We start from the raw sequence: 25156 nt of genomic DNA, 5'->3' as shown, positions 1-25156 counted from the left end.
CCCTCCTTTCACTTTACCAGTTCATTCATTAATGAATCATATGACTCCCTCTCAATGATCGAAAGGGCTTTCACTGCTAGACCTACTCTGGAGTTCACTTCAAACTTTTGAATACATGAAGTGATGTGATACTCCACTGTCCGTCGACTCATGTAGAGTGTATTGGCGATTTCTTGATTGGTTTTATCACGGATCAGCTCTTTGACGACCGATATCTCCGTTTTGGTCAAAGGCAACTTATTCACATTATTGCGGAAGTATCCTTTGCTTTCGTTGTAACCCGAGAACTCTTTCGAATAGTAGAAACCGCCATTGGCTAAAGTTTGAATGGCCAGCAACAGATCTTCTTTCCTCCTATTAAGGATGATGCTATTCGAGATTTCCCACATTAGATGAATTCGCTGTATGTTCACTACCGTATCATCAAAAATCATCACCATGGGACTTTCTTGGCCAGTGAGTAAATGTTGCTGCTGCAAATATTTTCGTAGCATCTTCAAAGCAGACAAATTGGTATTACTCATAATGATTAAATCAAGATCACATGCAGCCAAATCATCAAGACTAAAAATTTCATTTTCGATGTACACGCTATATTGTACGTCTATATCAATCGGACTGGATTTAAGAAATAGATGAGTTTGGTTCACTAACGACAAATTTCTATCTACTATGGCAGTTTTTAATGGCAGCTTCATAGTTCCTCCAATAATCGTTATTAGTTTGAAACAGCTTTGATCTGTTCATTCTAGCGATTTGAATATGCCTTTGAAGGATTCTCTCTATTATGGCAGGAGTTTTTGTCTTCCCCGGCTTAGGTCCATAAGTGGTTCACTGATACAGGCTGGTAGATTTCAATAAGGATTAAACGAGCTGAAGGTTTTTATCTTTTGAGTACATTGAGGCTAGAGTAGCTTTTTGAACATGGAGTCTGTTTTCTGCGGTGTCATACATTAGGGATCTTGGACCATCAATAATTTCCTTAATGGCTTCATCTCCTCTGATGATCGGGAGGGGGTTAATAAAATATGCATCTTGGTTGGCTCTTGCAAAACGTTCATGATTGACTAGCCATTGATCTCTTATCTCACTTTTATACTGCTGCTCTTCATAACCAGGTAAGGAAAGGCTACCCCAAGCTTTTGCGTAGACCACATCAACATCTTCGATGGCTTCATCTAGGTTATTGGAAAATTCGATATTTGCACCCGATTTTTGCGCTGCCTGTTTGGCAAAGGACAAATACTGATCATCGAGTTCGTAGCCCTCAGGGTGGGCAATTCTCAAATCCATACCGAGTAGGGAAGCCGCCGTCAGCATGCTGTGGGTGCACCCAGGTGATTTTTTCCTCTCTGCATATCCCCAAGTGAAGAGTACTTTTTTCTTTTTGTACTGTTGACCGTACTTTTCTTTGAGAGTTAGAACATCCGCCATGATTTGGCATGGATGGTCCTTGTCATCCAACGCATTGATTACGGGTAATTGTGAGTTCAATGCAATTTCTTCTAATGTATTTCGACCATAACCATAATCATTCATGTTATACCAACGGACAACCAGACCGTCCAAGTACTTACCCATGACCGTGGCCGTATCTTTCATGCTTTCCTTGTTGGCCAATTGTAGCTCATTGGCGCTGTATGTCAATGCTTCCCCGCCTAACTGTTTAATGGCTGTTTGAAAGGATATTCTCGTTCTAGTTGATGGAACGTTGAAGAGCAATCCTATGTTTTTATTTAACAGCGGCTGATCATTTACCTTCCCAGTCTTGTAATCCAATGCCAAATCGATTAATTTCTCTAAATCTTCTCCCCTTATATCTGAAAAGTCGAAAAATTTCTTCAAATTCCAACACTCCTTTTTGTCATAATTTATATCTTTCTGTACTCAAAGTATAATATACCGGCTAATTTTTAGTATACGTGTATTCCGCAAAATTGGTAATTTAACATATATTTCACAAAATCCAAATTATTGCGTTAATTACCATAGAATTTACTTTTGGGATACCTTAGGATATCTGTAGCCAAAGGAGGTAATAATATGAAGCTAGATCAGAAGAATAATAGTTTTATTATAGATGATCAAAAGGAGTATACAGCTGTTCAGTTTAAGCGTGATGTGATCCGTCACTCTATGGTCCTCTTGAAACATGGTGTTCAGGAAGGGGACAGGGTGACTCTATGCTGTCCTAATAACTATTCATTTCTAGTTTCTCTGTTTTCATTGATGCACGTTAACTGCTCTATCGTCCTCCTTGATCCAGACATAAGTTCCACCGATTTTGATTGGATCCATAAGAAAACAAGGTCTCATTGGATTTTATCAACTGAAGATGCGGGAGTGGAACATACCACGTTTATTAACTTGCACTCAACGATAAAAGCCGCTAGTACTATTTCTCAGCAAAATGACATGGATATAGACCTTACCCAATGGTACCACCGTGGTGATGCCGTCATCCTTTTCTCATCAGGGTCTACAGGATTGCCCAAAGGCATTATGAAGTCAGGTGCATCCCTATTCTCAAATATGTACTCAACCGCTATCGGTATGAGATATAACCATGATGAAGTGATTCTGCCAGTTGTTCCATTTTTCAATATTTGGGGGCTTAACATGATCATCCAATGGTGGGTGACGGGCGGAACTCTCATCGTGTGTGATTATCAGAGTACACGGACTTTACCTTCTATCATCAATCAACGAAATGTGTCTGTAGTGGAAGCAACTATAGCCACCACGTACCTCATTGTTCAGTTAGCCGAAAGGAATGTGAAGCACGTCCAGCAAATCAAACGCAACGTCCGTATGTGGTTCACGAGTGGCGCTCCTGTTCCAAATGTGTTAAAAGAGCGCTTTTATTCCGTATTCGGCATTCCACTTTTAGATTATTACGGTTCGTCTGAAGCTGGCAACTTAACCTCTACGAACCTTGGACATTTGAAGGGTACGGGGACCTTATTGCCAGGTTCCTCCGTTAAAATATTTAATGAAGACTTTATTGAGACCATCCCTGGTGAGATCGGTCACATTTATGCCAAGGGCAATGGACTTATGGAAGGGTATCTTGATGAAGTCGGCAATGCCTCTTTACCTCTTCTTAACGGATGGCTTGATATGAAAGATTTTGGTTACTTTGATGAAGAGGGAAACCTTTTCGTTATTGGTAGACACGACGGGGCCATCCATCGAATGGGGGCTACTTTTTATCCCTGCCATATGGAGAGAATCGTAGAAGAACTTGGCATATTGAGCAAAGTGGTGAGTTTTAAGGAAGAGAAGAAGAGCTCCTTCCTAACTCTATTCGTTCAATATCCACCAGATCAGTCTTCTATCATAAGGAAACAGATCATTTCAGCTCTCCCTACCTATATGTATCCTGATAAACTGATCTGCATTGATAAGTTCCCCTTCCTTCCTAACGGAAAAGTTAACGGTAAGAAACTAGAGGAATATGCGCTGAAAGAAGTCACCATGCCTATCTAAAAAAAACAGAAAAAAGCTACTATCTGGTGGTAGTAGCTTTTTTTATGCAACGCCTTAATCCAGTTCAATGGAGAGGACTTCTTCTATACTATTGAGTTTTTCCTTTAATCCCTCGTAGCTACTTGAGGTAACGATGACATATCCAAGGCGATCTGAAGAATTCCTTGGCTTTCTCACTCTCTTCCCCTTCTTACTGTCTAACGAAGCCATATGAAAGCCAGAAAATCGCTCAATCTTCTCCATGCCATTTATCGCCTTTAAAACACCGGTTGAGGAGGTCGTGACGAACTGAATCCCACTATAGTGAGCTGTCTCATACATCATTGAATCGATTGATTCTATAAAGGAACGTACGTGCAGCTCTAGGAGATCGATCCCTGTTGCTTGCTTAATAAGTTCAGGAATCATACCTCCAGCCAAGCGGGGATTGATTTCTATAATATAGCAGCTTCCTGCCTCTACTTTCACTTCAGCGTGGACTGCCCCGTTTAGATGACCCAGCTCACCTATGGCTAATTGAACTGATCTTTCAATCAAAGCTGTTAATTCTACTGGAATACGAGAAGGGAAAATATGCCTATCTTCTATAAAGTAGGGGCTTCCCTTCGTCGTTTTTTCGGTGATTCCGATTGTTATAAGATCCTTTCCAGTTCCAAACACCTCAACACTATATTCGTCCCCCCCAATATACTCTTCAATTAGCACTTTGGGATGCATTCTCTGGTTCCGCATGTTCACTTCTTTTGACAGAATAGCTTGGACCTGTTCTTCTATCTCTCTTCGGTTATAACATAGCTTGACATCATTTGAACCGCTATCTTCTGCTGGTTTTACAATGTATGGAAAATCCATGAGCTCATGTAACTTCTCCATTCCTGTTTCTCCATCAACAATCATAAAAAGGGGCTGATTAATCTCTTGATTGGCCGATAAGGTCGTCCTGAGAAGAGATTTGTCTCTATAGTGACGAATGATATCGGGATTATTGGCGTTCAACCCAACTCGATTAGCAAGGGCAGCAGAGATTTCAATATAATACTCACTTGTACTCATAATCCCCGCTACTGTATGAATACCCAATTTTTCAACCTCTTGATATAAGCAATCCAAATCATTGGTATCGCATACTTTGTACTCAATTCCTGAAAAATCATGATACTGATTAATACTGTTGGTAAGCAGGATGCCGTTATATCCATTTTCCTTGGCAATATCAAACGCCTTTCTCCCCGTTCCCGTGGTATTAGACTCTATGAATAGTAGGATATTGGGTCTCATGATTTTTCCGTTCCTTTCTGTTCCATTTTACATAAGACCAGGTCTTCACTTCCTCCTGTCCCAGAACCATAGTAGGTTCAGAAGGAATACTCCCATGGTTCAAGCCATGATCTTTCCAAAATTCCTCATTAAAGACGGAATCTTGGTAGCGGTCTCCACGATCGGGGAAAATAGCTACGACTGTCTTATCGGGGCCTGCCTTTTTACCAACCCAGGAAGCTACGGTATAGACGGATCCCGAGCTGTTCCCCGCAAAAATTTTCTCTCTATTCGCCAGTCTAATTGAAGATTCAAATGCTTCATTGTCATTTAACCAATGAACTTCATCAATTAGTCCATACTGCACATTCTTAGGTTTGATACTATTTCCTAGACCGCCTTGTAGCCTCTTGCTTTTCAAAGGCTGATCGAATAAGATACTGCCTACACTATCTACAGCTATTACTTTCAGCGAGGGGTGTTTCACCTTAAGATGTGAGGCAATACCACCAAGTGATCCTCCGCTCCCAACCGCCCCCACAAGATAATCAATTGCAGGAAGTTCGTTCATTAGCTCATCTGCAAGGGATTGATACGCGCCGGGGTTGTGGGGATTTTCATATTGCTTAGGCCAAAAATGATTAGGGTATATAGTGAATAATTCACATAGATACTCTAATCTGGCACCTTGCCAACCTCCGCTTTCACCCATCCGTTCGACAACATGGACATCCGCTCCAAGAGCCTTTAATTTTATCATGGTAAGGGGATCAATTCTTGGATCTGTGACGATAATGACCTCATGTCCGAGAGCCGTCCCCACCATGGCAACCCCTAATGCCATCGTGCCTGATGAACTCTCGATGATGACATCTCCAGGGTTCAGCGTCCCATCCATTTTGGCTTGAAGAAGGATATTTTTTGCCACCCTATCCTTCATCCCAAAATGATTCAACATCTCCAGCTTTGCATGCACATTAGGTGTACATAATGAAACGAGAGGTGTCTTACCTATTGAATCGATCAAATTAGTAGCCACTTGGGCACTCCTCCTTCGTAATCGTGTGCATCACCTGAACCTGGCCGGTAAGTTGACAAACCCGTTCTTTAGCCATTTTAAGCTTCCTGTAGTATCCCTCGTCCTCTTGAGAGAGCAGGACACCTATGTAGGTGCCGCTATGGGCTATTACAACGCCTAGGCCATTCACTTCTTCATTGATCTTCATCATTTGGTACAACGTTTTTTTGGGTGCGATGGTTTGGTGAAGGATGGCACTCCTCGTGGTTACGTCACCTATACCTTTAAGATCCTTCTCTTGAATGGCATGAATCAAGTCCTTAAGCAACCGATCGTATTCTTCTTTATGACTGGATTCATATGGTTGATGCCTCTTGTTAAATTCAATCGTATTGATTTCTCCACCTTCATCATGCGACACAATGGTCAGAGATGGCAGCGGACCTATGTGGTCTTTTAACTTTGCTTCTCTATGGTAGTAGGAAACAATGGATGAATACATCACACCATCAGTTGGTTCAATATCAGCAAGGTAGCGTTGCAAGGTATTAATGTCCATTGTAAAGTCATAGGCTGACTCAATCGCCCTGGACACCGCGACTAAATCTGCTGAGGAACTTGCCAGACCTTTTCCGATTGGAATCGTACTTTCAACCGTAAGGGTACCTCCAGGTGGGAGGTTATGTTCGACCAAAATTCTCTCACACAGCCTTTTAGCCTTGAGTTTGAACGAGGGGTGGACCTCAATCGTGTCACTCAAAAGGTCAGGTTTGAACGTGGCTTTTGAGTAGCGGTTAATCGGGAGTGTTACCAAGAAGGGCTTGCCATTGGTCAATACCCCTTGCAATAACTCTCCAAAAGTCCCGCTAGAGATACCGACTCCTCTGAGCTCCAGCCGGTCGGGAGTTTTTAACATGTCAGTCCGCACATCTCTCAGCCTCCTAAGATTTCGCTATATGATTTCGTTTTTCCCATCTTTGTCCAATCTCATGATTGACTGCCAAGTATTCATGAAGCAGTGCCTCCACACTGGCCGGGTTAGTCGAGCCAGATGTCTGCTTGTTTACATTATGAGGAATAGAGAATAATGCTAGAATGGACTCCTGATCCATTCGGATACTATATCCATGCTTATGACAAACTTCCTGGACCAATACGTTTTCTACTCCGGATGGAGAGACACCCTTTTCGATCGCTGTTCGAATGATTTCACCTACGATCGATTGGGCTTTTCGATTCGGAACGTCATATTCTCTCGTAAGATGATTAGCAAATGCAAATCCGCCAAAGAATCCTTTAGAACAGTCGTCCAGCATTTTTTCTTCTATAAATGAGAGATTTTCCAGGACGATTCTCATTAAGCTGAGATTAACCTTGGAAGTATGGAAAAGTTCACCTACATATTTCCCTCCCTCTTTAGCCGTCTCTACGAGATTCGTGAAAGGGGTATTCTTCTGAGAGAGTGCTATGCCCGTATAGAACGTGATCATATGGGCATTCTGTCCTCTTATCCTCTCCATAATGGGATAATTTTTCTTTTGAGGCATCGCTGAGGAGATACCGGAAAGCTCATCTGGAAGATCAATGTACCCATCTATAAGCCAGTCCATTAGATCTGTTGCTAAACGACTGATAAGTACGCCCAGGTTCCCTTGGGCGGCTGCTACTTCCAGAATCCCCTGTTTCGAAGCAATGGAAGCCAAAGCTGTATCTTTAGGCTTACGAAAACCCAGCTCCTCGGCCATTCTTTGACGATCCCATGCATATTCTAATCCAGCCATGGCTCCGGACCCCAATGGGCACTGGTCAATATAGTCGAATACATTTAGCAGGACCTTTCTTATATGCGTCAATTCTTCAACGATCGAGAGGAAATAAAAAGCTGGCGTAATGACTTGGGCTGGTTGATAATGCGTCTTACCCGGTAGAGGCAACTTGGTAGACTCTTGGGATCGATTAATCAAGATGCCAATCAAATCTTCTACCTTCTGTTCCAGTTCAACCACCTGTTCTTTAAGAAACATGGCCTGGGCACAACTCTGAACATCATTTCTGCTTCGATCACTATGCCATCTCACCGGCACACAAGAATCCAACTGGCTTTCAACAAACTTTTCAATCGCAAACGACATATCAGACATATTTTGAGAGGGATCTGCCTGGATGACAGAGATGTCGACTTTTTTTAATGCCTCATCCAAGGCGAGACGTTCTTCATGATTGATCAATCCCAGCCTTTCGTACTCCCTGTTCATGACGAGTTCAATTTCAATGTAATGGTTAGTCAAGTGCTCTAATTCGAAGGCAAAGTGAGGCTCGAGTATATGCTGATTTATGAAGGAATTCGGTTCCTTCGTAATCCTCCCAGTTAGATGAATCAACCGTATACGCTCCTCTCTGCCATTGATAATGGAATAGCCCTCTTAATAATTTCAACCGTATCCAAAATATCTTCATCACTAATGTTTCGATGAATGACAGCCCTGATCACACCTGGTTCCAACTCATCAATGTTGAGGCCGAACATGGAACAGGTGCTGATGAATTTATTGGTTGTGTATTCTCCTCTCAATCTGAAAAAAACCATATTAATTTCTACATTTGGCTGAAGAATTATTTCCTCCACCATGCTTAATTGCTCTGCCAGCATTTTAGCTTTCAGATGATCTTGCTTCAATGTAGCTTCCATGTTTTCTAGAGCGACGATTCCAGGCGCTGCAATAACTCCAGCTTGTCTCATCCCGCCACCCAACATTTTCCTGATCCTTCTAACCTTTTGAATTAACGCGCGAGTTCCTGCAACCATCGACCCCACAGGAGCTGAGAGACCTTTGGACAAACAGAATTGGACTGAGTCTGCATACTTTGCGATATGAGCTGCGGGCACGTCCATTGCAAACGAAGCATTGAAAATTCTGGCTCCATCCATATGAAGGGGTACCTTCTTCTCCTTTGCGAATAAAGATAGTTCCTCCAAATACGAGAGAGGCAGGATATTCCCCCCAGTCCGATTACTTGGGTTCTCAATGCATATAAGCGAGGGAAGTGCAAACTGTGGATCGTCTTGATCCTGAGGAAATGCCTTCTCTACATTGTGTAATTTCAAGATTCCATCTGACTCTGTTGGAACGGGCTCATACATGACTCCCCCACAAACGGAAGCACCTCCCGCCTCATAGATGTATATATCTGATTTGTCTCCAACAATCACTTTTGATCCCCTCGGGCAATGGGCAAGGATAGAGGCAAGATTCGCCATTGTTCCAGACGGCATAAGAATCGCGTCTTCCTTACCCAGTAATTCAGCTGCTCTGCTCTCCAATTCCTTCACGGTCATGTCCTGACTATAGACATCGTCTCCTAAAATTGCCTTGCTAATCGAATCCAACATTTCTTTACTTGGTAATGAGAACGTATCACTTCTTAATTCAATCATGTGTAACCACCTGTTCTTCCAATATATTTTTAAATGCTCCCGCAACTCTTTCTACGTTCGTTTTGTCCATGAGATTATGATGATGGCCATCTATTTCATGGATGAATACTTCCTTTGTTGTCCGGGCTGCCCACTCATTTGTATCCACCAGGGGAATCGGATTGATTTCCGATCGTTCACTTACATTGAACAAGTGTAGCGTTTGATGAATACGATAATCACAGAAAAATTCCTCTGCCGCTAAGTTGTTGCAATACATAATTTCTAACACTTTAGCGGTCTCATTCAGCGTCGCATCGACTGGAATCATCTTTCTCTTTTTAACCTCTGTATGAATGAGTTGGATTTTTTTCTCATCGGTAAGGTTCTCCGCATACGTTAGATTTAATCGTGCCGCCCATGCCTCTAGAGGAGATTTACGCGACTGAGCCACTTGTTGGTCATCTCGATGACAATCAATGGGATAGGTGTCAATCAGCCCGATAAAATCGACCTCGTCACCCATCTCTTCCAGTTGATGAGCAATTTCAAATGCAATCGTCCCGCCTAATGACCATCCTGCCAGGGCATAGGGTCCTGCTGGTTGCACTTTCTTTATCCCCTTTATATACTCACACGCCATTTCCTTAATTGACGACAATGGGGATACATGATCTTCATAGCCAATGGATTGAATACCATAAATCGGATTCGGTATACTCATTTTCCTCACAAACTCGTAATAACAGATGATTCCCCCACCACCTGGATGGATTAAGTAGAGCGGTCGTTTTTCTTGGTCACCCTTTTGTAAAGAGATCACATTGGAAGTCTTCCATTCCTGATTATTAATAGTGTCCAGCACCTTCCCCATCATTTCGATGGTAGGATGTTTAAAGATGAAGCTCAGAGGTAGCTTGGTATGGAATTCTTGATTAATTCGATTCAATAGTTTGAAAGCGTTAAGGGAATGCCCACCTACATCGAAGAAATTACTATTGATTCCGATCTGTTCATGTTCTAGCAAATCACTCATTAATTGGCAAAGAATGAGCTCTTTGCTGGTCCTAGGGAGAATCAGTTCCTCACTTTGAAAGATCTTCCCTTCCGGAATAGAGAGTGATTTTCTGTCGATTTTCCCATTTGATAGGCGAGGCAATTCTTTCATCAGTTCAAAATGTGTGGGTAGCATATACATAGGGAGTTTCGTCATAAGCTCATCCTTCACCTTATGTATAGCTACCTCGCTTTCATCAAGCATGGTGATATAGGCAATAAGCTTCTGCCCTCCACCATTCTCAGACACCTTCACCACACATTGATTGACGCTTTCGCTCTCCATTATGACCCGTTCAATTTCATCCAGCTCGACCCTTATGCCCCTCAATTTGACCTGGTTATCTTCACGACCTACAAACTGAATGTCACCGCTTTCTAAAAAGTATCCTTTATCCCCTGTCCGGTACATGATCGTTCCTTCATGAAAAGGGTTGTCAAGGAATGTTTGCTTAGTTTTTTCAGGATCATTCACATAGCCCCTGCTCAAACCTATTCCAGATACAAAAATGTCTCCTGTGACATAAGGTGAGACCGGATGGAGGTATTCATCTAAGATGTATACCTCGTTATTCATTAACGGTTTACCGATTGAAAGGATGTCACCGTTATACCGATCATGTTCTGTGCAAACATATTGGGTGACATCTATGGATGCCTCAGTGGGACCCCATGTGTTATAGACTGGACAGTTCATTTTTTTTCTCCACTCATTGTACAAAGTGGATGTCAGAGGTTCACCAGCACTCCCAATGAACCTGAGATGCTCACTTAACGCTTCGGCATCCTCTTCAGTCAACTCCAAGACCACTTCATTCAGCATGCTCGGTACCACCTGAAGGAAGATTGCTCTATACTCCTTCATAGCATCAATAATTGCTCGTGGATTACGATGTTCTCCAGGTTCAAGTAAATGGATGTGTCCTCCATACATCAACGGCCAAAACACTTCCAGACCAAAGGCATCAAATGTGTGCAACGTCTTCTGCAAGACCGCATCGCCGATTTTCATCTGATGGCTTTGCTGCATCCCGTTCATTCTGTTAATCCAGCCTTTGTGATGATTGATTACCCCCTTTGGTTCTCCCGTTGATCCGGACGTGAAGTAAATAGAGAGCATTCCTTCAGTAGTAGTCATTGTCTTGAGATTAGGGAAATCAGAACCAATCCCCAGTTCAGATTCTTCCACATTATAGGTTTTCTGATTAATGGTAGCGATCCGCTCAGCGCTTTCATGTTTCGTTAAGAGGAATGATACGTTTGCCTTTTCCACCACTTTCTCCGTTCTTTTAAGAGGATCCTCTGTATTTAGAGGGACATAAACGCCACCTGCTTTTATTATGGCAAGAACGGAGAGGATCAACTCTATCGAGCGGTCCATGTAAATCCCTACCGTAGCTCCTCGATCAATCTGATTAACTATTCGAGCTGCTAAGTCGTTGGACTTCTCATTTAACTCTTGATAAGTCAACGTTCGATTCCTAAATGTAAGAGCATTGGCATGGGGATGATTGGCCACCCGATCTTCAATCAGCTCGTGGATACATTTATCCGATTTGATTGGAGAAATGGCTGGGCGGTTCACTTTCGTGATAACCGACCTTCCTTCTGCCAATGGAAGAGTCCCTATAGGCTTGTCTTGATCCTTTGTGAGATCTGTTAAGAGAGCCATGAAGTCCTGTCCAAACAACTGGTTGATATATCTTTGATTAAAGATGCTGGTGTCATACTCGACTTCAAGTTCGATCTCCTCTTCACTGACGATTGCAGACAAAGACAAATCTAGCTTTGTCGTTCGGTTGTCATATAGGATTTCTTCGTACTCCAGACCTGTAAGATTTGGTTTGCCAGCTTTATAATGGAGAGCGAACATTATATTGAATAGAGCGTTATGAATATCATCTCTATCAGGACTGATCTCCTTCACGATCGTGTCATAAGGAATATACTTGTGTTTAAAACAGTCGTAGACTTGTTCCTGCATTTTTTTAAGATGTTCATTGAACGTATCGAGGGGCGATATATGAGAGCGAATAACCAGTGAATTGATGAATAATCCCGTAACGTTCTCTAGCTCCTTGCTCTCTTTTAGACTCACGGGTGTTCCAATACTGATCTCTTTCTGTGAGGTGTACTTGTATATAAGGATGGTAAATGCAGTGATGAAGGTGGTGAAAAGGGTGGTTCGGTTGGCTTTAGATACAGATTTCACGGCTTGTTGCAGTTCACTTGGAACCCTAAACCTGGTCGTTTTCCCACCGGTGCCCACCTTCTGACTTTCCCCATGTTTATTGAAGTCGACTTTGGAAGGGGCTCCTTTAAGGTTTTCTTTCCAAAACTCCAATGAAGTCGATTGATCACTCTCGACAGTATTCCTCTCCCATTCAGCAAAGTCTGCGAATTGAATCTCCAACGGTGGCAATTCAGCTTTTAATTGCTGGCTATTGGATGAGTACAGGCGGAATAAGTCTTCTAATAAGATTCCCAAAGACGGACCATCACAGAGAATATGATGGATATTCATCAGGAAGTAATGGGTATCCATTCCGGTCTTAATAACCTTTACTTGAAAGAGCGGGTTACTGCTTTCAAGATCGAATGGCTGTTGAATATAGCTCTTTATGGCTTCTTCTACTAGGTCTTCTGAGAGTTCCACGTAGTCGAAGTCACATTGCTGGTCACTTGCAATACGTTGATAAAGCCTTTCTTCGAACGTGAATGTCGTACGAAGAATTTCATGGCGTTCTACTAATTCCCTCAGACTTTTCTTCCAGGCTTTAAGATTAAATGCTCCACTGAATCGAAAAACCTTAGAAATGGTATAGGTCGGCTTGTCAGGATCAAGATTATGTAGCACCCAAAACCGTTCTTGGGAAAATGATGGCTTCAGCTTGTAGTATGTGAGGGGGTGATTTTTCGTTGTATCAATCGTCATACTCTGCCACTCCTTACAAAAGATGGTTGTGTAACTTGAGCAAAGTATAAGTTTTTTCTTCTCAAGAAACATTAGTAAATAACGCAAAATAGGAAGTTTGGTCAATATTCCTTAAAGGCCATTTGCCTCCCATAAAAATAGACTTGTAGAGAATGGGCATTCCCTACAAGTCCCCTTTACCTTCCTAGAGCCAGACCGCCATCCACCACAAGAGAATGCCCTATAATATAACTTGCATGCTTCGAGGCCATCCAAAATACAGCTTCAGCCATTTCATCTGTGTTGGCCATTCGACCTGCAGGAATGTACTTATTTGAGAGCTCATCCGAGCTATCTTCACTTACCCCCAGTACACGATTTGCCATGGGTGTCTGAACCAATCCCGGTGTCACATTATTGATTCTAATCCCAAACCTGGCATATTCATGCGCAGCCGTTTTAGTCAGCCCTTCCAGCGCATGCTTACTGGCAGAATAAATAGATCCATTGGGCGTCGTTTTCAGACCGCTCACAGATGAGATATTGATGATGGATCCTCCATAACGCTGGCGCATCATCTGCTTAATTTCGTATTTCATACATAGCCATGCTCCCTTTAGATTCACGTTCATGACCTGATCAAATTCTTCTTCTTCCAGTTCAATCATGGATGCGAAGCGATGCTCTACCCCTGCACAGTTACAGGCAATATCTATACTTCCGTATTGATTCACAATCTCTTTTATCACCTTTTCCACATCACCGGCACGACGTACGTCCATTTGATGAAATTCCACATGTTCGGATATCTGTCTTAATTCCCCTTGTGCATCCATCCCCTTTTGAAGGTTGGTACCGGTGATGATCACTTGATTTCCAGTGTTCTCCAGAAACTTCTTAGCCACTCCTTTCCCTATACCTGAATTCCCCCCAATGACCAAAACGACTTGACGTGTGCCTTCATGGTTTCTCATATTATTCAATTCTCCATTTTATGTTTTTTAATATCAGGAAATACGAAACGACTGTAAAGCCGACTAGAATAAAAGAGTCTATTAGGACCCCTTTGGTCAAACCATTTGTCAACACTTCCCTTAGCCCCTCCGCCACATAGGTGGTTGGGAATACAAGGGAAATCCAATATAGAATCTTTGGTAACTGTTCGCCATCAATTAATACTGGAGTCAAAAACCCCAAAAACATCATTAAACTAGGCAGTACGATGTTCGTTACTTGGGGACTAGGCGACCAGAAGCCAATAAACACCCCAAATCCGACGATACTCAGAATGCTCAGAAAGATAAGGGGTATGACAAACCAATGAAAGTTCCATTCAAGATCATAGATCGTCTCCCCTATAACAGCTAAAATCATAAAAGATGGAAAGCTCGTAATCATGCCTTTAATAAGGTTGGCACATATAAACGAAACTTTACTAATCGGAAGTGTGGCATAAAAAACAAAATGCCCCCGATGTTTCTGCCAAGACAGGTCCTGAGCAAGTAGATTAATTCCTGTGATGATCAGCGCGAATACCATATTGCCCGTTACAATCCGAAGCACCATGTCATTCGTGGGGTTCTCCACGAAGAAATGAAGTAACATTAACGTAGTCAATGGAAAGAGTGAGGCGAGGATGATGATTAATAGCCATTGTTCTCTAACATTGGCATACTGAATTCTTACGAGTATCCATAAATCTATTAACCACTGCGAAACCCCCATACGTTTATGCTTTAAGTCCAATTGAGTCATGCTGTGGTTCGCCTCCTTCCAAGCGAAGGTACACATCTTCCAGGGTAGGCGGCACCAAAGAAAAATCAAAATCAAACCGTTCGCCTAAGCCCATTAGCTTTTTCACCACATTTACCACATCTTCTTTTTGTATTAGAAACCTCAATTTATGATCAGTGACTCGTTCGGGGTCCCTTTCAAGCATTAATGTATACAATTGATTTGCCACTGCCTGATCACTCGCTGATAAGTCCAGTCTCATTCGCTGATCAATCCTGTGCTTCAATTGTTTAATCCCATCCAATGCGACCAGTCTTCCTTCATTAATGATGGCCACCCGATCCACTACTTGCTCTGCTTCTAGTACATTATGGGTAACCAAGATAATGGTTGCGCCCTCTCTATTCTTTTCTGTGATAATGTCCCATACTTTCTTCCGCTTAACAGGATCTAGCTCATTTGTCGGTTCATCAAAGATCATGACGCTTGGGTCTCCCGTCAGGGTCAGGGCAACACTGATCAATCGCTTTTGTCCACCCGATAAATTCTTGATATAATCCTTTCTAAATGCTTCTAAACCAATTAATTTCAATAGTCGATCCGTTTCTTCCAATGAAGTGGACTTTGTCAATCCTTTCAAACGACAAGAGAAATAAACGGATTCCCACACTCGTAAAGAAGTGATGGCATGTGGATCCTGAGCATAGTAAGCCACATTCTCAGTAATAAATGCACTGTTCTCCTGTATGTCTTCTCCGAAAAGCCTAATACTTCCGCTTGTAGGCTTGATAAGCCCCATCATCTGTTTAATCAACGTCGACTTCCCAGCCCCATTCGGACCTAATAATGCGATGATCTCTCCTTCTTGAATCTGAAGGTTAATCTCTTTATTGGCTGTGATATTCCGTGAAGGATATTCTTTTGTTATATCGTTTATCTCATAAATGATTCCCATAAGAGCTCCCTACTGTAATCGTGATACATTTAATGATATAGAGGGAACTCCATCAAAACATCTGTATATTACGCAATATGAAGCACAAAGAAAAAAACCTACCACAAACATCAGGTAGGCTCTTAAGAATAACAAGTTTAGTTTTCTTTTAGTGCATTGACCAAGTTCACACGCGCTGCAATAAAAGATGGAAATAGGGATGCAATGACCGAGAGTAGAAGACCCGCCAAGATGGCAAGCCCGATATTCCCCCAAGGAATAATGAATGGCATGTAAGTAGCAGAGGAATTAGAGATGGAGTTCAAATATATAACAAATATCCCCAACACGACTCCGACGATGATTCCGGCCACACCTACGACTAACCCTTCTCCCATCACCATCGTTCTCACTTGTCTCGTTGTAAAACCGATGGCACGCGTGGTTCCAATCTCTCCTATCCTCTCCATTGTATTCATTAATAAAGTATTGCTAATCCCTATGCTGGAAAGTGCAATGACGATAATCATAAGGAATTGCATCACTTCATTCATACCATCAAAAGAACTTTGTGATGACTCAATCTGGTCTTCCACCAGCGTAAGTGTCGAGATGCCTGTAGGGAAGTCTTGACGCAAATCCCTGCGCAGGTCTTTTGGATTGCTTGAATCATCGACATCCATCATGAGTGTCTGGATTCCCTGCCAATTAAACACTTGTGAAAATTCTTCCTGAGAGACGAATCCGACGTATCCCCCATCCTGAGACGTATTAACTTTTCCTGCCACCTTATACTCTCGTTCACCGGCAGGGGTGTTCATCTTGACAGAGTCGCCAACTTTCCCACCCCACTCATCAAACGCTCTCTCTCCCAGTAGAACTGCACCGTCAGGAATATCCTGACCATATCCCTTAAACAATGGAAAATCCGGAGAGGAAGGGTTGCTCATCAAATAAAATTCTTTTGCCTCGCCATCCACTGTTTTCCAAGTAACCATTGTCTCCTTATACCAGGCCATATCTTTCACAGCCTGATGGTTTTTCACAGTGTTTAACTGGGATTCATTAATTGGTTCTTCAAATTGGATTTGGATATCTCCACCGAAGGTTTGGCGGATTTCCTTCTCAAATCCCGAAGGAATGGATTCCAATGCCGATCCAAGAAAGATGACCACTCCAATACTGATTGCCAACATGGCCGAGGTATTTGCATTTCGATTGGTATTTACTTTGATATTACTGACCGATAAGCGTCCGGGATAACCCAACAAACGCTCAATCAACGGTCCTAACAACTTCGCAAGCATTCTTATTACCACCGGATAAAGGAGAACGACTCCGAAAAGCAGGAATACGTAACCCCAATAACTATCGAGAAAACTCAAGCCGATGAAGGCCAAGCCGAGTATATATCTGATGACCTTCACTCTGGTTTTCGACTCTTTATTCGTATTCCTCAAGGCATATATTATAGGGGTCTTAAATGCGATATACATCGGAATACCTGCTATTATGAGTGGAAAGAGGAGTCCGATCATTCCTGATAAGATCGTGGCACTCTGCCAATTCAATGTATAAACCATTGTGTCTTGGAAGATACCTAGAAGCATATCAACAAATAGATCGGCGAACCATACCCCGAGTGGAAGAGCAATCACTGTTCCGATAAGGGATAGTAAAAATACTTCCATGAATACAAGTTTAAACACATTAAAGTTCGTATATCCAAGACTCTTCATGATGGAAAATTCCTTTTTACGCTCGATGACACTCGAGTAAATCATATTGAAGATGATAAAACCACTGATAAAGAGTGCAAGGATAGACACGAGATAAAATACAGAGTACAACCCATCCACATCGTTATTCCTCAAATCATCGATTACCACGGGTTGAACGTATAAAGGTGTCCCGTTCAATTCATCTTGATACTGTGATAAATGATCTTTACCTCCTTCATGTTGCAGCCTTATATAACTAATCTGATCGGTCAGTCCAGTCCACTCCTGTAGGGTGTCAAGGTCCATCATGACCCTGAATGATCTCCCTTCTGCTTCTTCCCAACTGTTAGGGCTTGCTAACCAAGAAGTGAAGCCTACAATCCCCGTTACTTTAATTTCCCCCAGCCCTTTAAAGGTGACTGTATCCCCAATATCCTTCCCCCATAGCTTGGATGCATTTTCGGGGATGATCAAGCCTCCACCTTCCAGGTCTCCCTTGATCAAGGGAAGCTTGAGAAGATTACTATGGATATCACTTACTCCCGTCACCCTTACCGGGGTTTCAGGTGGACCTTTGTCACCATTTACATCAATCAGTGTCTGCTTATCCAAGACACTCAGGCTGTCTTTCACGGCATCCTGCTGCTTAATCGATTCCACTTCACCCTCAGAAAAGGAATAGTCCTTACTCAAGATCCATGAGTCTGCATCACCTGCGTAGATTTCTTCATAATATCTAAACGTATCTTTTACTGTGTTATTCGCCACCAACATGCTGGTGGTCAACAGAATTCCGAGGATGACGGCAATCAGAGTGAAGAAGAACCTCCTCTTGTTTTTCGTTAGATTACGCCAGGAAACTAGCCAGATATTCAGCATAGTCTTGATCCTCCCTAGTAACTTCCTTATCAATCACTCCATCTTTGAATAAAATAATCTTATCTGCATATCCGGCTGCGAAGATATCATGTGTTACCATGATAATGGACTGCTTTCGTTCTTTATTGAACTTCGCAAGTAGCTCCAGTATTTCTTCAGCACGCTTTCGATCCAGATTTCCTGTAGGTTCATCTGCCAAAAGGATTTTGGGTTCATGGATCAACCCTCTAGCGATGGAAACACGCTGTTGTTGCCCTCCACTCAATAGATTTGGGGATTTCTTTTCAAGCCCTTCCAATCCCACCTCTTTGATGATCGATCGGATTTTCTCCTCTCCATCCTTATCTTTCCTCCCGTCTGCATGTAGCGGGAAGGCGATGTTTTCCTCCACAGTCAAGGTAGGCAACAGCTGATAATTCTGAAAGATGAAACCGATATCCTTGCGGCGCACAATGGTCCTTTTTTTTTCATTCAAATCAGAAAAGGGTTTCTCTTGTATTCTCACATGACCAGATGATGGAGTGTCCAACCCTCCAAGAAGTTGAAGAAGGGTACTTTTACCCGATCCACTCGGACCCATGATGGCAACAAACTCTCCTTCTTTAATCGAGAGGTTTACTCCCTTTAGAACCTCGATTTTCATATCTCCCTGTTCAAAATGCTTGAACACGTTATCTACAGTGATCATATGTTCCTCACTCCTTCACATTATCCTTGATAGATACTGTGTATAGATACTCAGTATCTATTACCCTACAAAAAACTTCACCATCTTTATGATCATTCATCCTTGATGTACTCCAACCACTTTAAATCTGCCTCCAGATGTAGTAGTCCCCCATAGATGATCTTCTTAAAATGCTTATGATCGATCGTCTTCTTAAAGTCCGTAAGTAAAAGGATCTGTTGGAGAATCAATTCTTTCTGAGACTGTAGCAATTCCTCTATTCCCTCCAACCCCTTACTTTCGGCCAGTAAATATTTCATGTACAGTTCATCCCTTAATAGGGGCCTTTTAACAGGAGACGATATCCAGTCAAAAAGAGCTTCTCTCCCCTCATGGGTAATTTGATAATGAATCCTTCCCTTCTCATTTTCCCCTAGTGACGTAACCAACCCATCTCTTTCCAGTCTCTCTAATGTGGAATAAACCTGACCCGGATTTAGGGGCCATTGATGATGAGAGAGTTCATTGAATTCCGCGATGATATCATAGCCGTGTAAATTCTTCCTATATAAAAATCCCAATATTGTGAATTTAACAGTCATGTTCTTCCCTACTTTTCTAGTCCCTATTTAATCAATTCACCTTTATGCTCCCTGATTTGGTTTTAATTTTCATTTCATTTCCGCCATTTCCTGATGTTCCCTTCACTTTTCTTTTGTCTTTTGTTGATTCATCCAATGACATATTGATGGATTGACTACCACTGTTCGTACTGACATCCAGATTCAGATCGGGTGTCTCTTCATCGAATTCAATCGTAGCCTTACCGCTTGAAGTGGATACCTCTACATCCCCATTCAACTCGGCAAAATGTAACTTCACATTCCCACTACTCGCTTTAACTTCAATGTCGGTTTGATTTAAATCTTTACCAGATATATTCCCTGAAGAGCCATCAAGGATGAGCTTGCCATTAAAGTCTTGTGGAATCATCAATTCAAGAGTTGGCTTCTTCTTAACCAATCGTGCAATACTGCTATCCAGATCCACGGTCAACCGGTTTGACGACTTATCCAGGGTCACACCTGGACCATCATCATAAACTGTAAGATGCGCCTCTAATTCAGACGTATCACTTACCTGAACATCAACATCTGTGCTTGCAAAGTTCACTACAATCTCATTTACATCGTCGACGGATTCCTTATTTACCAGTACATCCTTTTCACCGGTAGAACATCCAGCAAGGCTGAATAAAGCCACCAGTACACCAAAAATGAATTTTTTCATCATAATCCAACCTCCTTCGAACCCATTATATAAGATGACGTAAGGTCACTTTCAAACTTTACGCAAAGGAAGATTCAAAATAGTTGAAAGTGACGTAACGTCATCTTTTATACTTACACTATATTCAATAGCGTGTTAAAAAATAAAAGGAGGAGATTTAACTTGAAAAAAGAAGATGTTATTATCTACGGCTGTGTGATTGCAGGGGCTGGGATCGGCTTACTATTTGATAATGCGATCCCTGGTGTACTAATCGGGTTGGGAATAGGCTATGTTCTAAAATACTCCATGTCGGGCTCAGCAAAAAAGGAATAGGGAAGTAGGAATTGCCTTGCTACATATCAATGAAGTTAAAAAAATGAGTGGCGTATCCGTTAGGACCTTAAGGTATTATGACAAGATTGAATTATTAAAACCTGCATCGAAGACCCAAGGGGGTCATAGGTTATATTCGAATACGGAATTGCAGAAGCTTCAGCAGATTCAATTCCTGAAAACAATCGGCTTCCAACTTAGTGAAATTAAAATCATGTTGGAATCTGAAGAATGGGACTGGTCGATTAGCTTAATGAAGCAGCTATCCTACGTAATGGCAGAGAAAGACCGACTTTCAAAGATTGAGTATAACCTCAGAGAGCTGATTAACGGCATTGCCATCGAGGGAGAAGAGTTCCGAATTCAAAAAATCATGAGCCTATATACAAGGGATTCAAAGGAAGTACTCACATATAAACAGAATGAATTAGATATAAAGAATTACGATGTTCTCGATCGTTTGCCGAATATGACCAGTAGCGATCCAGACTCCCTCGAATGGATTGCCTTATTAGGACAATTGAAGAAGTACATCCACCTTAAATATAGTGACCCCCGAATTCAAAATATCATCAAACGTATGGACGAAAAAAGAGCTGAGAACTTTGGAGACGAGGATGCCTTCTTAGACAAACTTTGGGATATTCGTATGTCTCCAGAAGAATCCAAGAAGCACAACTTATACCCCATTGATCAAGAAGTCCTTGATTTCATGAAGAACGCCTATATCCATTACATGGCGAAGAATTCTTAATCTCAACCATTGGAGGAACACATGGGAACTGAGCTATTACTCTATCTAGGCGGTTTAGCCCTGTTGGACACGTTAAGTCCAACCATTATTGGCGTCACCCTTCTACTAATTTTGAAGGATAATAAGAATATGGCCTCACGATTGTTTGCCTACCTCTCTACCGTTGTCATCCTGTATTTTTCCCTCGGTGTCATTTTGATGCTTGGCCTAGGGTATGTGATTGATGCCTTTTCGAACCTGTTCCAGAATAGGGTCGTCAGCTGGGGGATTTTCAGCATCGGCGTCATTCTGTTCGTGGCAAGCTTTTTCATGCCAAAGAATCAAAAGAATCGTATCCCCATCCCTAAAACCCAAAGTATTATCTCTGTTGTCCTAATCGGCGTGACCACTTTTCTCATCGAGGCTGGAACAGCTCTACCATACTTTGCCGCTGTCGGATTGTTGACTACCAATCAACTTCCCTATTATCAATGGCTCCCAATTCTCATCATCTATAACATCATCATGATTCTCCCTGCGATCTTGATCTTTTTCAGCTACAAAGTATTCGGAACATGGGTGACCAGTAGCCTGAATAAGCTTCGCACCCGCTTAACAACCGGATCAGATTCTGCATTGTCATGGATCATGTGCATCGTTGGATTAATCTTAATTTTTAACACGCTTGATTATCTATAAACTTGAAAACCCACCAAGATGGTGGGTTTCTTCATGATTGACAAAAAGCAGCGTGTCGACGGAAAATCAAATTTACGGGTTGTTCTTTGGCTTCAAGAAGCGTCACGCAACCCATTACATCCTCCAACTCGAAATCCACCATTGTGGCATTAGGAAGTTTCCCATCTGGAAAAGCCATAATACGAGGAGCTTCACTACACCCAGACAGCACCAGTGCCTGCAAATCAATCGTCAATCCGACTCCCAGTGCTTTAACAATCGATTCCTTGCGCGTCCAATATGTGAGCAATCCTTTTGTTTTTTCCTTGGGGTCTACTTGTTCTTTCTCAGATTGTGAAAGGGCTGAGTAAAGAAACTCCACATCTTTGGCTTCATCAGCTTCTTCAATATCTATCCCCAACTCACCGTTACTTACTCCCACCACTACAAAATGAGCAGTATGAGAAAGGTTAAACTTGATTTGACTTTCATTCAATAACGCCGGTTTCCCATGTTGAGCCCCACATCCCAAGCAATCCCTACTTATCTCAATATCTTCGGGACGTTGCCCAGTATACACTGCCAAGACATCTCTTAAAAAAGTATAGGTTATGGCTTGGTGCTCTTGATCCTTTGGAAACTTTAAACGGGTTACTTTTTCCTGTTCTACTTTATCTAAATGATTCAGATTTTTATGATACGTATCAAACGTTGTCCACCAAATATGCACTTCATTTTCTTTCAAATTCAATCTATCTCCCCTCCCGCGAACAGTCTTACTATCTTCTTACTATGATATAGGCCAGGTATAGATTAATCTATTGCGTGAATTACCGGTTTTTAGAATGACCACTCAGAGGATTTCCGCTTAGTAAACTAATAAGCTATTTGGAACCATTTTAGGTCCATTGTTCCTAAGCGGCTAATTTGTACTAAACGTACTTTTATTAAATAAGGGATGTATAATGACTATGAAGGGGGTTTTCCAATGAAAAAATCATTTATGCACTTTTGGATCATTGGACTGGTTCTGATAGCAGGCTGCGGCAAGGAAGATAAATTCCATACACATGAGATAACAGAATACAAGGAACCCCCATCCACTTACTATATGAAGATACAGTTCACTCCTGAAAATATTGAAATAAACACGATACTCGAAGCCATCCAAGTGGGAAGCGTAGAGATCAAGGATGCGTATGTACTAGATGATCAGGAAATCAATACCGTTGAAGAATATACAACCAGGAAAATCTCATCCCTCCCAGTCGAACTAAAAAAGGACGAACGATACTCGGTCGTTCTGGTATCAGAAGATAAAGCGCTGTTTGAGAAAGAAGAGATTGATTTCAGCTACAAAACGGGCTCGAAAGAATTGATCTACACTCATGAAAGGTAAACCCATCAACAACATAAGAGCAACCGTTGTCTGATCAAGCAACGGTTGCTCTTTTTTATCATGTATTAACAATTATTTATTGTAAATCAATAAATAAAATGATACATTCATCTATAAGAAACCATAAGAGGTGACCTACATGAAACAAGGCTCAACACTATTCCTCAAGGTCGTTCTGTTCTGCATGGGCATCCCCGTCCTCGCTATTTGCGTCGCAGGGGCCGTCCAATTGGTCCGGAACCCAGCTGATCCGGAGTACGCACCATTACTCTATCCAGCCGTTGTGCTGATCTATATCACCGTGATCCCTTTCATCATGGCACTGGTCCAGTCCTATTCGCTCCTTGGGCTCATCGATCGCCAAGAGGCGTTCTCCGATCGCTCCGTGACGATCCTGAAGAAGATCAAACGGTATGCGCTCTCGGTCAGCGTTCTCTACGTTGCCGCGTTCCCGTTCGTCTTCATGGTCGCTGATAAGGATGATGCACCGGGGCTGATCCTCGTTGGACTTGTCCCGATTTTCGCCTCCCTTGTCATCGCGGTCTTTGCTGCCGTCCTCCAAAAATTATTACGTGAAGCCATTTTCATTAAGTCTGAAAATGATTTGACGGTGTGAGGAGGATACGATGGGAATCATCATTCATATCGACGTCATGCTGGCCAAACGGAAGATGAGTGTCACGGAGTTGTCCGAGAAAGTCGGCATCACCATGGCCAACCTCTCAATCCTCAAGAACGGGAAAGCGAAAGCCATCCGACTTTCCACCCTTGAAGCGATTTGCAAAGCGCTGGACTGTCAGCCCGGGGATATACTAGAGTATGTGAAAGAAGTCGAGGAAACGCCTTGACCCCTTCATCTATATCAAAAACGCCATCTTCCTGAGACAGGGAGATGGCGTTTTCTTTTCCACATAAATCATCCAATGTGGTAAAATATTCTAAAACAGAACCTGGAGGCTCAATGAACCAAACTCTTAACAACGCGTCCTTTATCGCCACCCTTATCAGCATCCCCCTGTTCTTCCTTGCCACTTCATCATCCATGATCGTCACCTTTACAGAGAGCAGGCTCCATATCCACCCGTTATCGATCGTCCTGGTTCTTACCGTCCTCTCCTTCCTTGCCGGATTTGCTGGACTATTTGGGGTGGATAACGGCGGTACCTATGCGAAGAGCATGGCCACGATTCTGTTATCAGTGGTTCTTATGCTGGTTACTGGATGTATCTTGGTGATGGGGATCCTTCTTGGCTAACTATGAAAGGAGTCCAGAAATGAATAATTACGTCGTTATCAAGCCTCACCACTCCACCTATCCGGATCCTATCACATTGAAAACCGGGGACAAGGTCATCTACGGAAAAGAAGACACAGAATACCCTAACTGGATGTTCTGTACCTCACCTTCCGGAAAAAAGGGATGGGTTCCGAAGCAGATCCTCTCGCAGGGTAAATTAACCCGCTTCGCTACGGTATCCGAAGACTATTCAGCCTATGAACTTACGGTGGAGGCAGGAGAATCGTTGAAAGGTTTGCATCAACTGAATGAATGGACCTTCTGCCGCAGAGACACCGGTGAGGAAGGCTGGATACCAGATAGTTGTCTCAAGAAAATAACGTAAAGCCACCCATCGTCGGGTGGCTTTTGCTGTTGCCT

At 42.4% G+C, this 25156-nt stretch carries 25 protein-coding genes; 9 read left to right on the top strand and 16 right to left on the bottom strand.

The window, feature by feature from the left end:
• Positions 1–8 precede the first annotated feature (8 nt).
• Both K6T23_RS05025 and K6T23_RS05020 read right to left on the bottom strand, forming a co-directional pair.
• Positions 9–698: a response regulator transcription factor gene (locus K6T23_RS05025; protein ID WP_053072190.1), complete on the bottom strand. Its 690-nt coding sequence runs from the start codon at positions 696–698 to the stop codon at positions 9–11.
• A 166-nt stretch (positions 699–864) separates the two neighbouring features.
• On the bottom strand, positions 865–1845 hold the full coding sequence (locus K6T23_RS05020) for an ornithine carbamoyltransferase (protein WP_238283774.1): 981 nt from the start codon (positions 1843–1845) through the stop codon (positions 865–867).
• A 198-nt stretch (positions 1846–2043) separates the two neighbouring features.
• On the opposite strand from K6T23_RS05020, the gene K6T23_RS05015 reads away from it, so the two are divergent.
• A complete protein-coding gene (locus tag K6T23_RS05015) occupies positions 2044–3489 on the top strand; it encodes a class I adenylate-forming enzyme family protein (protein WP_238283773.1) in 1446 nt (481 codons plus the stop codon).
• A 54-nt stretch (positions 3490–3543) separates the two neighbouring features.
• Here the strand turns inward: K6T23_RS05015 and K6T23_RS05010 are convergent, their stop codons facing one another.
• From K6T23_RS05010 to K6T23_RS04950, 13 genes are all read right to left on the bottom strand, one after another.
• Positions 3544–4767: an ATP-grasp domain-containing protein gene (locus K6T23_RS05010; protein WP_238283772.1), complete on the bottom strand. Its 1224-nt coding sequence runs from the start codon at positions 4765–4767 to the stop codon at positions 3544–3546.
• A complete protein-coding gene (locus tag K6T23_RS05005; protein WP_238283771.1) occupies positions 4733–5785 on the bottom strand; it encodes a cysteine synthase family protein in 1053 nt (350 codons plus the stop codon). Before K6T23_RS05005 ends, K6T23_RS05010 begins: the two co-directional genes overlap by 35 nt.
• The gene (locus K6T23_RS05000; RefSeq protein WP_235563429.1) at positions 5775–6692 is read right to left on the bottom strand and encodes a GHMP family kinase ATP-binding protein; all 918 of its coding nucleotides are present in this window, start codon (positions 6690–6692) and stop codon (positions 5775–5777) included. The genes K6T23_RS05005 and K6T23_RS05000 overlap by 11 nt, the downstream gene beginning before the upstream one ends.
• Before the next feature lie 13 nt (positions 6693–6705).
• Positions 6706–8019 (bottom strand): lyase family protein, encoded by a 1314-nt coding sequence (locus K6T23_RS04995; protein ID WP_238283770.1) that lies wholly within the window; start codon positions 8017–8019, stop codon positions 6706–6708.
• 122 nt (positions 8020–8141) lie between these two features.
• Positions 8142–9200 (bottom strand): GntG family PLP-dependent aldolase, encoded by a 1059-nt coding sequence (locus K6T23_RS04990; protein WP_238283769.1) that lies wholly within the window; start codon positions 9198–9200, stop codon positions 8142–8144.
• The gene (locus tag K6T23_RS04985) at positions 9193–13170 is read right to left on the bottom strand and encodes a non-ribosomal peptide synthetase (RefSeq protein ID WP_238283768.1); all 3978 of its coding nucleotides are present in this window, start codon (positions 13168–13170) and stop codon (positions 9193–9195) included. Before K6T23_RS04985 ends, K6T23_RS04990 begins: the two co-directional genes overlap by 8 nt.
• A 176-nt stretch (positions 13171–13346) precedes the next feature.
• Positions 13347–14123 (bottom strand): SDR family NAD(P)-dependent oxidoreductase, encoded by a 777-nt coding sequence (locus K6T23_RS04980; RefSeq protein ID WP_273546605.1) that lies wholly within the window; start codon positions 14121–14123, stop codon positions 13347–13349.
• A gap of 1 nt (position 14124) precedes the next feature.
• Complete coding sequence (locus K6T23_RS04975) at positions 14125–14904, bottom strand: ABC transporter permease (protein ID WP_238283766.1); 780 nt, start codon at positions 14902–14904, stop codon at positions 14125–14127.
• Positions 14879–15838 (bottom strand): ABC transporter ATP-binding protein, encoded by a 960-nt coding sequence (locus K6T23_RS04970; RefSeq protein ID WP_056533755.1) that lies wholly within the window; start codon positions 15836–15838, stop codon positions 14879–14881. The genes K6T23_RS04975 and K6T23_RS04970 overlap by 26 nt, the downstream gene beginning before the upstream one ends.
• Positions 15839–15975: 137 nt before the next feature.
• Positions 15976–18417, bottom strand: coding sequence for an ABC transporter permease (locus K6T23_RS04965; RefSeq protein ID WP_238283765.1), 2442 nt, complete (start codon positions 18415–18417; stop codon positions 15976–15978).
• Positions 18386–19105: an ABC transporter ATP-binding protein gene (locus tag K6T23_RS04960; RefSeq protein WP_048015980.1), complete on the bottom strand. Its 720-nt coding sequence runs from the start codon at positions 19103–19105 to the stop codon at positions 18386–18388. Before K6T23_RS04960 ends, K6T23_RS04965 begins: the two co-directional genes overlap by 32 nt.
• A 92-nt stretch (positions 19106–19197) precedes the next feature.
• On the bottom strand, positions 19198–19686 hold the full coding sequence (locus K6T23_RS04955) for a PadR family transcriptional regulator (protein ID WP_238283764.1): 489 nt from the start codon (positions 19684–19686) through the stop codon (positions 19198–19200).
• Between the two features lie 31 nt (positions 19687–19717).
• A complete protein-coding gene (locus K6T23_RS04950; RefSeq protein WP_048005384.1) occupies positions 19718–20377 on the bottom strand; it encodes a DUF4097 family beta strand repeat-containing protein in 660 nt (219 codons plus the stop codon).
• 159 nt (positions 20378–20536) lie between these two features.
• Between K6T23_RS04950 and K6T23_RS04945 the strand changes: the two genes are divergently transcribed.
• The 3 genes from K6T23_RS04945 to K6T23_RS04935 are packed head-to-tail and all read left to right on the top strand — an operon-like array spanning position 20537 to position 22121.
• Positions 20537–20689, top strand: coding sequence for a hypothetical protein (locus K6T23_RS04945; protein ID WP_048005385.1), 153 nt, complete (start codon positions 20537–20539; stop codon positions 20687–20689).
• Between the two features lie 16 nt (positions 20690–20705).
• Positions 20706–21443: a MerR family transcriptional regulator gene (locus tag K6T23_RS04940; protein WP_056533745.1), complete on the top strand. Its 738-nt coding sequence runs from the start codon at positions 20706–20708 to the stop codon at positions 21441–21443.
• A gap of 21 nt (positions 21444–21464) precedes the next feature.
• Entirely contained in the window at positions 21465–22121 is a 657-nt protein-coding gene (locus K6T23_RS04935) for a GAP family protein (RefSeq protein ID WP_238283763.1), read from the top strand.
• Positions 22122–22152: 31 nt separating this feature from the next.
• On the opposite strand, the gene K6T23_RS04930 is transcribed toward K6T23_RS04935, so the two are convergent.
• Positions 22153–22851: a 4'-phosphopantetheinyl transferase family protein gene (locus K6T23_RS04930; RefSeq protein ID WP_238283762.1), complete on the bottom strand. Its 699-nt coding sequence runs from the start codon at positions 22849–22851 to the stop codon at positions 22153–22155.
• A gap of 237 nt (positions 22852–23088) precedes the next feature.
• Between K6T23_RS04930 and K6T23_RS04925 the strand changes: the two genes are divergently transcribed.
• The 5 genes from K6T23_RS04925 (at position 23089) to K6T23_RS04905 (ending at position 25121) form a co-directional block, all read left to right on the top strand.
• A complete protein-coding gene (locus tag K6T23_RS04925) occupies positions 23089–23499 on the top strand; it encodes a hypothetical protein (RefSeq protein WP_056533740.1) in 411 nt (136 codons plus the stop codon).
• A gap of 139 nt (positions 23500–23638) precedes the next feature.
• Entirely contained in the window at positions 23639–24115 is a 477-nt protein-coding gene (locus tag K6T23_RS04920; protein WP_238283761.1) for a DUF2975 domain-containing protein, read from the top strand.
• Between the two features lie 10 nt (positions 24116–24125).
• A complete protein-coding gene (locus K6T23_RS04915; protein WP_079515034.1) occupies positions 24126–24347 on the top strand; it encodes a helix-turn-helix domain-containing protein in 222 nt (73 codons plus the stop codon).
• Positions 24348–24460: 113 nt separating this feature from the next.
• Positions 24461–24754, top strand: a complete 294-nt coding sequence (locus K6T23_RS04910; RefSeq protein ID WP_056533734.1) for a hypothetical protein — start codon at positions 24461–24463, stop codon at positions 24752–24754.
• Between the two features lie 19 nt (positions 24755–24773).
• A complete protein-coding gene (locus K6T23_RS04905; RefSeq protein ID WP_238283760.1) occupies positions 24774–25121 on the top strand; it encodes an SH3 domain-containing protein in 348 nt (115 codons plus the stop codon).
• The last annotated feature ends 35 nt before the right edge of the window (positions 25122–25156 follow it).

Source organism: Rossellomorea marisflavi (assembly GCF_022170785.1).
GTDB lineage: Bacteria > Bacillota > Bacilli > Bacillales > Bacillaceae_B > Rossellomorea > Rossellomorea marisflavi_B.
The sequence above is the reverse complement of the archived record's forward strand: the minus strand, read 5'-3'. Positions and strand labels throughout refer to the sequence as shown.

What these genes read in the sequence shown, in the direction of transcription:
- K6T23_RS05010 (WP_238283772.1), bottom strand. Translation starts at nt 4,767, where the DNA reads ATGAGACCCAATATCCTACTATTCATAGAGTCTAATACCACGGGAACG.
- K6T23_RS04920 (WP_238283761.1), top strand. Translation starts at nt 23,639, where the DNA reads ATGAAACAAGGCTCAACACTATTCCTCAAGGTCGTTCTGTTCTGCATG.
- K6T23_RS04985 (WP_238283768.1), bottom strand. Translation starts at nt 13,170, where the DNA reads ATGACGATTGATACAACGAAAAATCACCCCCTCACATACTACAAGCTG.
- K6T23_RS05025 (WP_053072190.1), bottom strand. Translation starts at nt 698, where the DNA reads ATGAAGCTGCCATTAAAAACTGCCATAGTAGATAGAAATTTGTCGTTA.
- K6T23_RS04915 (WP_079515034.1), top strand. Translation starts at nt 24,126, where the DNA reads ATGGGAATCATCATTCATATCGACGTCATGCTGGCCAAACGGAAGATG.
- K6T23_RS04950 (WP_048005384.1), bottom strand. Translation starts at nt 20,377, where the DNA reads ATGATGAAAAAATTCATTTTTGGTGTACTGGTGGCTTTATTCAGCCTT.
- K6T23_RS04910 (WP_056533734.1), top strand. Translation starts at nt 24,461, where the DNA reads ATGAACCAAACTCTTAACAACGCGTCCTTTATCGCCACCCTTATCAGC.
- K6T23_RS04925 (WP_056533740.1), top strand. Translation starts at nt 23,089, where the DNA reads ATGAAAAAATCATTTATGCACTTTTGGATCATTGGACTGGTTCTGATA.
- K6T23_RS04960 (WP_048015980.1), bottom strand. Translation starts at nt 19,105, where the DNA reads ATGATCACTGTAGATAACGTGTTCAAGCATTTTGAACAGGGAGATATG.
- K6T23_RS04955 (WP_238283764.1), bottom strand. Translation starts at nt 19,686, where the DNA reads ATGACTGTTAAATTCACAATATTGGGATTTTTATATAGGAAGAATTTA.
- K6T23_RS04980 (WP_273546605.1), bottom strand. Translation starts at nt 14,123, where the DNA reads ATGAGAAACCATGAAGGCACACGTCAAGTCGTTTTGGTCATTGGGGGG.
- K6T23_RS04935 (WP_238283763.1), top strand. Translation starts at nt 21,465, where the DNA reads ATGGGAACTGAGCTATTACTCTATCTAGGCGGTTTAGCCCTGTTGGAC.
- K6T23_RS04975 (WP_238283766.1), bottom strand. Translation starts at nt 14,904, where the DNA reads ATGACTCAATTGGACTTAAAGCATAAACGTATGGGGGTTTCGCAGTGG.
- K6T23_RS04905 (WP_238283760.1), top strand. Translation starts at nt 24,774, where the DNA reads ATGAATAATTACGTCGTTATCAAGCCTCACCACTCCACCTATCCGGAT.
- K6T23_RS04965 (WP_238283765.1), bottom strand. Translation starts at nt 18,417, where the DNA reads ATGCTGAATATCTGGCTAGTTTCCTGGCGTAATCTAACGAAAAACAAG.
- K6T23_RS04970 (WP_056533755.1), bottom strand. Translation starts at nt 15,838, where the DNA reads ATGGGAATCATTTATGAGATAAACGATATAACAAAAGAATATCCTTCA.
- K6T23_RS04995 (WP_238283770.1), bottom strand. Translation starts at nt 8,019, where the DNA reads ATGAACAGGGAGTACGAAAGGCTGGGATTGATCAATCATGAAGAACGT.
- K6T23_RS04990 (WP_238283769.1), bottom strand. Translation starts at nt 9,200, where the DNA reads ATGATTGAATTAAGAAGTGATACGTTCTCATTACCAAGTAAAGAAATG.
- K6T23_RS05015 (WP_238283773.1), top strand. Translation starts at nt 2,044, where the DNA reads ATGAAGCTAGATCAGAAGAATAATAGTTTTATTATAGATGATCAAAAG.